The organism is Thalassoroseus sp. (genome assembly GCF_984380535.1).
In genome coordinates this window covers 106,271-119,284 of sequence record NZ_CFHRBF010000020.1, presented here as the reverse complement: position 1 = coordinate 119,284, position 13,014 = coordinate 106,271, and the positions used below count along the sequence as shown (strand labels likewise).

The 13,014-nt window shown below is 54.6% G+C and carries 9 protein-coding genes; 2 read left to right on the top strand and 7 right to left on the bottom strand.

Features of this window, described 5'->3' with window-relative positions; genetic code table 11:
* Nucleotides 1–85 precede the first annotated feature (85 nt).
* The gene (locus tag AC5DDB_RS24710; RefSeq protein WP_491742429.1) at nt 86–1,063 is read left to right on the top strand and encodes an isoaspartyl peptidase/L-asparaginase family protein; all 978 of its coding nucleotides are present in this window, start codon (nt 86–88) and stop codon (nt 1,061–1,063) included.
* Nucleotides 1,064–1,301: 238 nt separating this feature from the next.
* Nucleotides 1,302–3,641 carry a serine hydrolase gene (locus tag AC5DDB_RS24705; protein WP_491742428.1) on the top strand — a complete coding sequence of 780 codons (2,340 nt, stop codon included), beginning with the start codon at nt 1,302–1,304 and terminating at the stop codon, nt 3,639–3,641.
* Between the two features lie 6 nt (nt 3,642–3,647).
* On the opposite strand, the gene AC5DDB_RS24700 is transcribed toward AC5DDB_RS24705, so the two are convergent.
* The 7 genes from AC5DDB_RS24700 to AC5DDB_RS24670 all read right to left on the bottom strand — a co-directional run bounded on the left by AC5DDB_RS24700 (nt 3,648) and on the right by AC5DDB_RS24670 (nt 12,929).
* Nucleotides 3,648–5,060: a neutral/alkaline non-lysosomal ceramidase N-terminal domain-containing protein gene (locus AC5DDB_RS24700; protein ID WP_491742427.1), complete on the bottom strand. Its 1,413-nt coding sequence runs from the start codon at nt 5,058–5,060 to the stop codon at nt 3,648–3,650.
* Between the two features lie 57 nt (nt 5,061–5,117).
* On the bottom strand, nt 5,118–6,563 hold the full coding sequence (locus AC5DDB_RS24695; RefSeq protein ID WP_491742426.1) for a DUF1501 domain-containing protein: 1,446 nt from the start codon (nt 6,561–6,563) through the stop codon (nt 5,118–5,120).
* A gap of 12 nt (nt 6,564–6,575) precedes the next feature.
* Entirely contained in the window at nt 6,576–9,434 is a 2,859-nt protein-coding gene (locus AC5DDB_RS24690; RefSeq protein WP_491742425.1) for a PSD1 and planctomycete cytochrome C domain-containing protein, read from the bottom strand.
* A 192-nt stretch (nt 9,435–9,626) separates the two neighbouring features.
* Nucleotides 9,627–10,733, bottom strand: coding sequence for an alkene reductase (locus AC5DDB_RS24685; protein ID WP_491742424.1), 1,107 nt, complete (start codon nt 10,731–10,733; stop codon nt 9,627–9,629).
* A gap of 149 nt (nt 10,734–10,882) precedes the next feature.
* Entirely contained in the window at nt 10,883–11,581 is a 699-nt protein-coding gene (locus AC5DDB_RS24680; protein ID WP_491742423.1) for a pirin family protein, read from the bottom strand.
* Nucleotides 11,582–11,623: 42 nt separating this feature from the next.
* A complete protein-coding gene (locus tag AC5DDB_RS24675; RefSeq protein WP_491742422.1) occupies nt 11,624–12,379 on the bottom strand; it encodes an SDR family NAD(P)-dependent oxidoreductase in 756 nt (251 codons plus the stop codon).
* A 70-nt stretch (nt 12,380–12,449) separates the two neighbouring features.
* On the bottom strand, nt 12,450–12,929 hold the full coding sequence (locus tag AC5DDB_RS24670; protein ID WP_491742421.1) for a MarR family winged helix-turn-helix transcriptional regulator: 480 nt from the start codon (nt 12,927–12,929) through the stop codon (nt 12,450–12,452).
* Nucleotides 12,930–13,014 lie beyond the last annotated feature (85 nt).

Here is a 13,014-nt window from a genome sequence, read left to right as displayed (position 1 = left end):
GACGTGACAATGAACCTCCAAGTTCAATCCGCTCATGTCGCGGGTCTTGACTAGTCTTGCTGGGAGAATTCTCCGGAGTCTGAGCATGTGGCCAATACGCATCATTCTTTCTGTGATTCTGCTGACAATTTGCACGTTGGCGTTCGCTGATGATCCGCCCCGGTTCGCAATTGCAATTCATGGCGGTGCGGGTCGGGCACCTTCGTCCGATGAATGGCGAACGAACCGCACGAAAGTTCTCGACGACGCGCTCAAAGAGGGTGTCGCAATGCTTCGTGCAGGCAAATCCAGTCTCGACACAGTTGAAGCAGCCGTCCGCATTCTCGAAGACTCCCCGTACTTCAACGCCGGCAAAGGTGCGGTTTGCAATGCGGTCGGCGGTCACGAGTTGGACGCCACAATCATGGATGGGCGTGATCGCTCGACCGGTGCCGTTGGCGGGGTTAAGACCGTGAAAAACCCAATCTCGTTGGCGAGGCGTGTCATGACGAATACGAAACACGTTTTGCTGGCCACCGCCGGTGCAGACAAATTCGCCGACGAGTTTATCGACGACCCAATGATCAAGCGTGTTCCGAACGACTACTTCACCACAGAATATCGCAAGAAACAGTGGAAGCAGTCGCAACAAGAACAATCTCAACGCGATGAGGATTCGATGGGAACGGTGGGATGTGTTGCTCTCGATATTCATGGCGACCTTGCAGCCGCGACGTCCACCGGTGGTCTGAACAACAAGAAGTTCGGTCGACTCGGCGATTCTCCGATCGCGGGAGCTGGCACATATGCCGACAACAAAACCTGCGCAGTTTCATGCACCGGGATTGGCGAAGACTTTATCCGCAACGCCGTCGCCTACGATATGACGGCCCGCATGAGTTATCGCGGCGACAGCGCGCAGAAGGCTGCATCGGATATTCTATCGGGCAAAGAACATCGGGTGCGGGGCGGTATGGTCGTTGTTACTCACGACGGAAAAATCGTGATGAAGTTCAACACCGAAGGGATGGCCCGGGCCGCTGCAGATTCGACTGGACGACACGAAGTTCACGTAGCCGAATGATTCTGGAGACAAGATGAAGCGTCCGACTGAGATCGTGTTCGCCGTATTGACAATCGCAACGCTTGCTTGCTTTCAACGCTTCATCCAGGACGAATTCCCGAGCCGAAGTGATCCTAGTCTCCCTATTGAAATCGCTAGCGACAATGAACTTGCTATCGATACGCAACGAGTCGTATCCAGTGGGGATGAGCATTCTAGAGCGTCGATAACGAATCGGAGTCATCTTCGGGGCGGCCCTATGAGTTCCTTTGCGACTTCGCTTGCTGGCGTTGCTCTCACATCGCCCAACTCTCAACGTGACTACCAGGACGCCGTTGCCAAACTGCAGCGGGCCATTCGTTACGAAGTCGAACAGAAGAAGCTGCCTGCATTCTCGATGGCGATCGTCGATGATGACCGCACGGTTTGGGCCGACGGCTTTGGGTTTCAAGATGCCGACGAGAAGATCCCTGCGACAAAAGACACGGTCTATCGAGTCGGATCGGTGTCTAAGTTGTTTACGGATATCGCGGTGATGCAACTCGTTGAGAAAGAGAAGCTCGATCTTGACGCTCCCGTGCAAACGTATTTCCCCGAGTTCAAACCGCAGAATCCGTATGGCATTCCAATTACTCTTCGGCAACTCATGACTCATCGCTCGGGGCTCGTGCGTGAGTCGCCGGTCGGCAATTATTTCGATCCGACCGAGCCATCACTCGCTGCCACCGTTGCGAGTTTGAACGACACATCGCTCGTCTATCAGCCAGAGACAAAGACTAAATACTCAAACGCCGCGATTGCCGTCGTGGGCAAGGTGTTGGAACAACAACTCAGTACATCGCACACGCAACAGGTGCAGAATTCGATTCTCAATCCGTTAAAGATGTCCGCCAGCAGTTTCACGATCACCCCGGCAGTTCAACAGAACCTCGCGGTCGGCTGGATGCGAACTTACGACGGGCGGCGATTCGAGGCCCCTGGTTTTTTGCTCGGCACCGGACCAGCCGGGAACATGTATTCCAGCGTGAGCGATCTGGCGAAGTTTCTGACATGCCTCTTCAATGAAGGTCAATTCTCGGGCGGCCAAATTTTGAGTCGCGAATCAATTCAAACCATGCTGACTCCCGCGAAGGACGCAGACGGCAAACCCCTTGAATTTGGAATTGGATTTCACGTCCAAGACTTTGACGGATACAAGAAAGTCGGGCACGGCGGTGCGGTCTATGGGTTCTCGACTCAGCTAGAAGCATTGCCGGAACGCAAACTGGGCGTGGTCGCCGCTTCCTCGCTCGACGGCAGTAACGGCGTGGCGAGTCGACTTTCGAGTTATGCCCTGCGTTTGATGCTGGCCACCCAAGATGGCAAGCCGCTGCCGGAGTACCGCACCACCGGACCGGTTCCGGCCGAGCGGGCCAAAGAACTTGTCGGTCTCTATCAGAATGAAGAACAGAACAAATTCGCCCGCGTAACGGAACTTGCCGGCAATGTGTTCCTGCAACAAGGTACGTTTCGGCATACGCTTCGATCAGCGGCCGACAATGGGGAAACCATCACGGACGACGCGATTGGTTTTGGGACCAAGGTCAGTCTCGATCGTTCCGACAATTTGAACATCGACGGCGTGCCCTACAAGCGGGTGCCATCGACGCCACCAAACGCGATACCAGATCGATGGCGGGGGCTGATTGGCGAATTTGGATGGGACCATAACACACTTTATATCCTCGAAAACGCCGGCAAACTCTATGCGTTGATTGAATGGTTCTATTATTACCCCCTGGAAGAAGTCGATCGCGACACGTTCCGATTCCCGGACTACGGCTTGTATCACGGCGAGGGTTTGAAGTTCACTCGCGACGACGCTGGTCGTGCGACGAAAGTTGTAGCGGCGGAAGTGGAGTTTCTTCGTCGGGAAGTCGGAACAAAAGACGGTGAAACGTTCAAGATTACACCGATCCAACCGATCGATGACCTTCGAGAAGCAGCTTTGAAGGCAGAACCGCCGGCGGAACTTGGTGACTATCGTGACGCGGAACTTGTCGATCTCACGACACTTGACCCGACCATCAAACTCGACATCCGCTATGCAACCACGAACAACTTCACCGGAGCCGTGTTCTACAAACAGCCTCGGGCGTTCATGCAGCGGCCTGCCGCAGACGCGGTTGTCCGAGCGAATCAGCGATTGAAGAAACGCGGACTCGGCCTGTTGATTCATGACGCCTACCGACCTTGGCACGTCACAAAGATGTTTTGGGATGCTACGCCGGCGGAACTGCGAGACTTTGTTGCGAACCCCAAACGCGGTTCACGTCACAACCGGGGATGTGCCGTGGACTTGACGTTATACGATTTGCAGACCGGCAAACCGATCCAAATGGTGGCCGGTTACGACGAATTCTCGCCGCGTTCATTTCCGCTCTACCCCGGTGGTACGTCGCGACAGCGTTGGTATCGCGAGTTACTCAGGCAGACGATGGAAGCCGAAGACTTCGCCGTCTACGAGTACGAATGGTGGCACTTCGACTACAAAGACTGGAAGAAATACCGCATCGGCAACAAGACCTTTGCGGAGATCGACCCGAGTACGGAACGCTAAAATCATTCAGCGCGGCATTGGAACTTCCCGGACTTTTCGAACCAACTCTTTGGCTTTCCCGATGACGCGGTCTTCGACCGAATCGGCGAACGGGCCGGGATATGCGGAGTAGATCATTGCCCCGCCGCCTTCGTAGCCACCCTCACGAAGGACACGCTTGCTCGGCAGATAACCGAAGACATGGTTCGAATAGCCGGCGACCCACACTTTTGGTCCGTCTGTTTCGGTGGCACTCAATTCCGATTTGAGTCTCAAGGAGTAATCAACCACGACCTCGCCGGGCAGTGCAACGAGTGTCAGATCCGTTCCAAACTGAATGGCCTGCACGGGGAAGGCGTACTCGGTTTGAATTTCACCATTTTCTTTGAGCTCTGCCAGCAACCGCTCGCCGTGTCGCCGCTGGTACTTGTTGCCAGATCCTGCTTGTTCTTGCAGGCTTTCCTGAGTTGGTTTTTCGAACTGCAACTCCACGTCATCCAAGGCGAACCGCAACGGCCCGTTCACAGGACGCGGTTGACGGACTTCCAACGCCGTCTCAACGGCATTCGCCAGGGCACGCCCGTGCTGTTTCGCTAAATCGAGAGTACGCCGCGGATACGGATTTTGATCGCCGCCGCAACCCATCATGAATAAGCATGTTACGTCCGGGTGCGCCGCTTCCAAATACTCCTGAGCGTAGCCGGCGTAGTCACCACAGAACTGGTAAAAGGAAAGCGTGGTATTGTGGCAGGCATATCCGAAAAGCACGGCCCGAAGTTGGCCGTCCTCGCCGAGCACCTTGAGAACGGGCACTTCATGATCGACGGGGCCATCTGGATAGGGGCTGTTGATTACACCATTCTTGGTCGGCAACCGTCGATTCATGGCAAATCCGGCGCGACCATGAGTGACTTCCAACGTCGCAGGTTCCAATTTGTCTAATGTCTGCCCAATCAGTTGAACGACCTTTTCAACCAACCCGCGTGTGTACTCGATTGCCATTGCTTCCCGCGCCGCGTCGCCACCGTAATGTCGGATCTTGAACACTCGCAATTCCGGACCACAGTGCGTGTGTGAAGCATTGAGAAGGATCGCTTCAGGCGACAACTGAAACTTCTCGCGGCACGCTTCAACCACATCCGCGCGGAATCCCTGGGGCACGCCGATCAAGTCTAAGGTAACAATCGTGGCCCGATCGCCTTCGCCGTCCTCGAAGATCAACGCCTTCGCGAACAAGTCCTGAGCAGTGCCTTCGGAAGGTTTGTCACGGGCTGCGTAACCTGCCATCCATAACGGTCGATCGGGAGTAATCACCACAGCCCCAGCGGCAGCCTTCCACTTCGATGACGACTCGGCTGCATTCGCTGAAACAGTCACGCAGAGAATCGGCAAACTCAGCAGGAGAATTGGCGTCAGCCGCCATTGTCGGAGGTCGTTCATAGGGAATCGATTTCGAACGGATTCAATTGGGGGCTATGTAGTCGAGCTGAGAACGTGTTATGCATTTAAGAGGCCCGGAACAATTTGGCCGGCTTGCCCATCAAGCAGCGATTCTTCCCGTGCGTTCCGCTTATAGGTAAGGCTATCTGCTTCAAGACCGAATAGGTGGAGCAGGGTTGCGTGGTAGTCGTAGTGGTTGACGATATCCGTCACGGCGTGGTGACCAAACTCGTCGGTCTCGCCATAGGTTCCGCCTGCGCGAAATCCGCCGCCGGCCAGCCACATGCTGAACCCGTAGGTATTGTGGTCTCGCCCGACTTTCGCACGGCCGGCGTCGTTTTGAATCACGGGTAACCGCCCCATTTCACCGCCCCAATGTACGACTGTGGAATCCAGGAGTCCGCGCTGTTTCAGATCGGCAACGAGTGCGGCGGCGCCGCGATCCGTCTTGCGGCAAGCGGCAGGGAGGGACGTGATGATTGAACCGTGATGGTCCCAATACTGGTTCTTTGTGAAGACTTGCACGAAGCGAACGCCCCGCTCGATTAACCGTCGCGCAATCAAGCAACGCTGGCCGTATTCGTCCGTTTCCTTCTCGCCGATGCCGTACATCTGCTGAGTGGCTTTCGTTTCTTGACTGATATCGAGTGCTTCCCGAGCCGCGGTTTGCATGCGGGCCGCTCGTTCGTAGTTGGCAATCCGGGCGGCCAAGTCGGAGTTACTCGGGTGCAAGTCCGACTGCTGCTGGTTCAGTTTCTGCAAATAGGCGAGATAGTTTTCCTGCACTTGTCCCCGTAATTCTGGGGGTGGTTGAAGATTGAGAATTCGCGGTTCCTTCGGGCGAATGACGGTCCCTTGAAACAACGAAGGCAACCAACCGTTGGACCAATTCAGCACGCCTTCCACAGGCAGCCCTTGCGGGTCGGACATCGCGACGAAAGCGGGGAGATTTTGCGTTTCCGCCCCCAAGCCATAGGTGAGCCAACTCCCCAGCGACGGGCGGCCACGTTGAATGCGACCGGAGTTCAACGCGTGTATCGATTGGCCATGATTGTTCACGCCCGTATGCATCGACCGCACCACAAGGATGTCATCCGCGATGTTCGCCGTGTGCGGGAGGAGTTCGGAAATCTCAGTTCCGCACTCGCCATGCTTGGCGAACTTCCACGGACTGCCGAGGATTTTAGAACTCGCCGCTCCTACGTCGTCGTATTTGATCTTGCCCGGGAAGTTCTGACCGTCCATCCGCGTGAGCGTAGGTTTTGGATCGAGCAAATCGATTTGGCTTGGCCCACCCTGCATGAACAGCGAGATCATCGCTTTGGCTTGCGGTTCTTTTGGTGGCTTTCGGGCCGCCAATGTGTACTCCGGATTCGTCAAGTTGGGTTGCACTGGAGCCGCAGACGCACGTTCGTCGCGAAGCAAACTCGCCACCGCGAGCGGAGCTAGACTCATCACACCAGCTTGACAGAAGACGCGACGCGAGAGTTCGGAATCAATCATTGAACGAATCACTCAATCCACGTAAAGAAATTTGCTCGAGCTGAACAACGCTTGGCAGTAGGAAGCGAGCGCCTGCCGGGCAGCTTGTTCAGCGGATACGTTATCTGTGCTTTCGCGATAGGTTTTCTGTTGCAGCGTGACAAACTCGCTGGCTGCCGCCACGTCGGTTTCACTTGGCGTCGAACCGAAGGCCAACTGCCAGCCTTTTGCAACTTGAGCTTTCAGATCGCCGGGCGATTCGGTCTGCAATCGAGCGGCGAAGTCGTTAGCGGCATCGATCACAAATTGACTATTCATGAACCACAGCGATTGCGGGGCGACATTCGAGTCCGCCCGTTGTTCGCAATTAGGCGTCATCGTGGGGGCGTCGAACGTCTCCAAACTGGCCAACGTGCGACTCCGCCGAACTTGCACATACACGCTTCGACGATATTCGTCTCCATCGAGTGATACTTTCGTACCCGGTTTGCGTTCACCATCGAGGTTTTCACGACCGATGACAATCTGCCCAACTTCGTCTTCCATCACGGGCACGGGTTCGCCAAAGAGTTCGGAATTGAACCGGCCGCTGACCGACAACATCGCATCTCGCAGGGCTTCCGATTCCAACCGTCGAACGGTCCAGCGACCGTACAGACGGTTGTCCGGATCGGCTTGGACTAAGCGGGGATCACCCACTGCGGATTGTTGGTAAGCGAAGGATGAGATAATCAACCGATGCAGACGTTTGACGTCCCAACCAGATTCGACAAACTCCGCCGCTAGCCAATCGAGCAGTTCAGGATGCGTTGGCCGCTCGCCGAGAAATCCAAAATCGCTGGGCGTGTTGACAAGTCCCTGGCCGAAGTGATGCATCCAAATCCGATTGACGATCACCCGCGCCACTAACGGGTGTTGGCCGCTCGTCAGGTATTTCGCATAGTTCAACCGTCGAGCCGATGTGGGCAGATTGGGACCATCCGAAACGTGCATGTTCCCGCCGAGGACCGTCAAGCCGGATGGTTCCACCTGTTCGCGTGGCTGCTCGTGGTCGCCACGATGAAACACAAACGTCGGTGGCACTGTTCCCGGCGTTTCCGTAAGCGCCCGCAAAAAATCTTCTGCGGGTATCTTGGACCGAATCTCTGCCGCCTGATCACTATATTTTTGCAAGTCTTGTTTGATGTTCGTGCTGCGAATTTCCTCGGCGGCTTCGGTATACAGAGACAACTCCGCACCCGCTTCGGGATTCAGCGTCGCAAGATTTTCCGTCGTGACGACGACATTGGGATGGTCGTTAAGCAATTCCAACTGAGCTGGCGAACGTTCCTCGGGAGTCACTTCCAATGCGGTCTTGATGTCGGCTCGAATGTCGTCCGGGAGTCTGGCAAGCTCACGTGTTTGCGTCTGTTGAATGAGTTCGGTTTCACGTTCGGCTCGTTTCGTATTGATGTCGTCAATGCGGGCCGATCGTCGACGTTCGTAAAGATACAGCGAACCTTCACGAATGTTGGCAATACTGGGAGACGCTCCGAGCAAGTTCTTTTGCTCTTCCGTGCGTTTGGCCACCGGCGTGTTGAAGGCTTCTCGCAATTGATCGCGGGTTTCTTTGGGAATCAACAAGAGTTCTTGTTCCAAGGTCCGACTGATGTAATGTTGCACCCGCTTCTGACGCTCAGCGTCCACCTGTTTCGCTTCGGTTTCGATTTGCGTCCGCAGTTCCCGTTCTGCATCTGTGTAGAGAGAAATCTGCCGGGCCGCAGGGACTTTCCAGTTCTTCCACCCGAGTGCCGGTTCAAAGACCGCCCGCAAGCGATAGTAATCGACTTGGGGAATCGGGTCATACCGGTGGTCGTGACACTGAGCACAGTGCACCGTCAGTCCCAAAATGGAACTGCCCACGATTTGCAGCGTGTCCGCCATGACTTGATTGCGGGCCAGGTTCTGATCGATTCCCCCCGAAGCCGTGCCGTCAGGGGCCATCCGTAGGAATCCGGTGGCCGTCAGCTTTTCGACTTTGTGGGGTGTCATTTCAGTTTCGGAGGACACCAATTCATCACCAGCTAACTGCTCGATGAGAAACTGATCGAACGGCTTGTTCGCGTTGTATGCGCGAATGACATAGTCGCGGTAGTGATAGGCAAATGGCCGCACGCGGTCTTCGTCGGTGTAGCCTTCGGAATCTGCATAGCCCGCCACATCGAGCCAATGTCGCCCCCAACGTTCGCCGTAATGTGGAGACGACAACAGCCGATCAACCAATCGCAGCCACGCATTGGGATGATGATCATTCACATATGCGTCGACTTCAGCCGGTGTCGGTGGAAGACCAAGCAAATCGAAATAAACTCGGCGGACCAAGACCTCTTTGCGAGCACGCGTGGCGAATTGGAACGGCGTCGTTTGCTCGCCATCTTTGATCGTCGACTGAAGTCGTGAAAGCAAGAACGCATCGATCGGTGTTTCGATGTTTGATGTGTCCACCAACGCCGGTACACCCGGCCGTTTTACCGGTTGAAAGGCCCACCAATTTCGTTCTTCTTCGGTCAGTAATGGTCCGTCGTCAATGTTCTCCGGTTCCGGGCGGGCGGTGTTGGCCCCTTGGGCGATCCACTGTTTCAGGGTCTGTAGGTCTTTGTCTTCGAGAGGATGTTTATTCTCGGGCGGCATCTCCCCGGCTTCGATCCGCTCGACGATCAGACTTTGATCCACCTTCCCCGGTACAATCGCCGGTCCGGAATCGCCGCCGCTGAGCATCAACCGCTTGAGCCTTAGGTCAAGACTGCCTTCACGCTCACCCGCTTCACCATGACATTGAAAACAATGAGCTTTGAGAATGGGCCGTACGTCTGCTTCATACGTGAGTGGAGCCGCGAAGGACACGGAACTCACGAAATGCCACATCAATACAATGAACGCCTGGCGGTACAATTCGGCTCTCCTCTGAGGAAGGTCGCACGTTGAGGAAGCGCGGCAAGAACACATTGCATCAACCGGAATTGATGCAATGTATTCTTGCAACTCGCTCGCCGAATCGCAATCTCAAAGCCAATGCCGGAAGACAAGGGCGTGCACCGAACAGCGTTAAACGGTTTGTTCCGCCGTGTATGCCGGATAGTCGGTGTAGCCTTTCTGGCCGGTTGGCGAGTACCAATCGGACATATCAGCCAGTTCAGCCAACGGCCAACCGTTCTGGAATCGCGCGACCAAATCCGGGTTACTGATAAACGGACGACCGAAGGAAATGAGGTCCGCATCGCCGCCGCCAATGGCCGCTTCAGCGGATGCTTGATCGTAACCACAGTTCCCCATCAGTGGTCCCGAGAAAACCTTGCGAAACTCGTTCAACGTCATCGGCTCGCCGAGTTCATGGAATCCGAAGGCCAACCCATCCATGACATGCAGATATGCCAGTTGGTATTGATCGAGTTGCTTCGCGACGAACGTAAACTGTTCCCGGTAGTCGGGTGACCCCATATCGTTGAAAACACCATTGGGCGACAGTCGAACGCCAACCCGATTGGGAGACCAAACCGTCGTCACGCTTTCCACAATCTCTTTGAGGAATCGAAAGCGATTTTCCACGCTTCCACCATACTGATCATCACGATGATTGGTTTTCGACTGAAGGAACGTGTCGATCAAGTAGCCATTGGCACTATGGATCTCGACCCCATCAAAACCCGCGTCTCGAGCACGCTCGGCTGCCTTGCGGTAGTCTTCCACGATCTGTGGGATTTCGGATGTTTCCAACGCTCGGGGCGTCTCGTATGGCTTCTTGCCTTGCGGCGTATGGATGGCATCACCATCAATCTTGATGGCAGATGGTGCAACCGCAGGATCTCCATTATGAAAATCACTATGCGAAGCGCGACCACAATGCCAAAGCTGGAGAAAAATTCGGCTGCCGGCTTTGTGAACGGCGTCAGTTGTTTGTTTCCACCCCTCGGCCATTTCATCAGTATAGATGCCCGGCGATTGGTTCCAGCCGTTGGCCTGTTCGGAGATTGTGGTCGCTTCGGTCAATATGAGTCCGGCACCGCTCCGTTGCCGATAGTACTCGGCCATCAATCCATTGGGCAGACGTTCAACCCCCGCCCGTGAACGTGTCATAGGAGCTAAGACAATCCGATTGCGGAGTGTCAGATCGTGCATACGGAACGGTTGAAACAAAGCGTTATCGTGACTCATCAGAAAAACCTTTGGATGGCAAAAATTCGAAAAGACGTGCGGCCAAGCTTTGAAGAAGTACAAATTTGTTCGTACGGGTTCTGTCTCGTGGAGGTTAGAAACCAAAGCATTTTTCACGACCCCACGGACACAGAAGACCGTGATACGGTCTAGTTCAAATCGAACAGCAAGATCTCGGCCGACTGTTTGGCGACAATCGTCAGCCGATTCTCATCGCTGACGGCAGCGCCGTCACTCGTGTTTAACGTTTGACCGTTCAGCGACACGCGGCCACGCAACACTTGAAGCCATGCGTGGCGTCCCGTGGATAGGTCGTGTGTAACTTCTGTTCCTTCATCGAGACTCGAGAGGTAAATCTTCGCATCTTGATGGATTCGGAGTGATCCCTCAGTCGCGTCAGCCGAAGCCACCAACCGCAACCGATTCCGCCGTTCCTCTTCCTCGAAATATTTCTGTTCGTAGCTGGGTTCGATTCCCTTGCGTTCGGGAAACAACCAAATCTGGTAGAGGTGGACAGGTTCAGTGTTCGAGGGATTGAACTCGCTATGCGTGATGCCCGTTCCCGCGGACATCCGCTGAAACTCGCCGGGACGCAAGACTTCGCCATTGCCCATCGAATCTTTGTGCTCTAACGCTCCCTCTAACACATAGGTCACAATCTCCATATTCTGATGAGGATGCGTCCCAAACCCCTGACCGGGCTGAACAACATCTTCATTCATGACGCGAAGTGACCGAAACCCCATGTGTTTCGCGTCGCGATAGGAACTAAACGAAAACGTATGATAGGTATCGAGCCAGCCGTAATCGGCATGACCACGCTCGTCGGCTTTGCGAATAGCGATCATGACAGAACCTTGATTTGAATACGTATAACGATGGTCGCCGTGTTACTTAGCGAGAAAACCGCCATCCACGGGTAACGAAACACCGGTGGTATACGACGCGGCATCGGAGGCGAGATACAGCACTGCAGCCGCAATTTCCTCAGGTTGACCCAGTCGTCCCATCGGATGTTGGGCCGCGAATTGCTTTCGGCCGTCGGTTCCTTCCTCACCTGCGAATCGGTCGATCATGTCGGTTGCAATTCCCCCAGGGGCGACCGCATTGACGCGGATACCCTGCTGCACGAATTCCAACGCGGTCGTCTTTGTAATGCCTTCGACTGCATGCTTCGAAGCAATGTAAATTGAGGCACCGGGCATCCCGACATGTCCTGCAATGCTCGAAGTATTGATAATCACCCCACCGCCAGACTGAAGCATCGCGGGAATCTCATACTTCTGGCTCAGAAACACGCCGAGCACATTGATGTCGAACACCTTCCGATAATCGTCCTCCGTGAAATCCGTCACGGGAGCGGACTGCTCGACCCCGGCATTGTTGAACGCAATATCCAAGCGGCCGAAATGGCGGACGGTCTCATCGACAAGATGTTTCACTTGCGATTCGTTCGTCACATCAGTTTGCACGAATTTCGCTTCCCCGCCAGCCGCTTTGACTTCGTGAACGACCGCCTCTCCTGCGTCCGTCCGACGACCGGCAAGCACAACTTTCGCCCCCGCTTTCGCAAACTGAAGCACAGTCTCGCGACCGATCCCAGATGTTCCACCGGTGACCAAAACGACTTTGTCCTGAAAACTCATCACTTCTCCTTACGTTAAAAACTTCTACACAATCTATTGATATGTCATGTTTTTGGCAAAAAAACTGACATTAGTCCTCGGTCGTCAGACTCAATCGAGCCTTCTCTAGCAAACGACTCAACTCTTTGAGTTCCGTGCGTTTCAAATGCCCGATCAATTGCTGATGCAAACTCATCACTGGCTCGTCCATTTCACTGAGTAAATCGAGAGCTTTCGGCGTAATGGCGATGTAAACAACGCGGCGATCTTCCGTACAACGCTCCCGCGTTACTAACTCCTGTTTTTCCAAGCGATCGATCAACCCTGTCATAGCAGGAACGACTTGGATCATTCGCTCGCCAATCTCCAGGCAGGGCAACGGTTTGCCTTCCCCACGCAGAATGCGAAGCACGTTGTACTGCGAAGGAGTCAAGCCAAACTCGCGAAACAAACGCCCGAACCGATTCTGGAATTGGTCGTTTGTCCGCAAGATATTGAGGATCGCTTCCTGCTCCGGCGACTCAAACGGCCGTTTTTTCTTAAGTTCATCTTGCAGTCGATTCGTTGACATTCGTTTCGTCTCACTCCAATTAAACTCACGACATCAATATATTACATGTAAACTATATTCGTGTCAAGGGGTTTTCTGGTCGCTT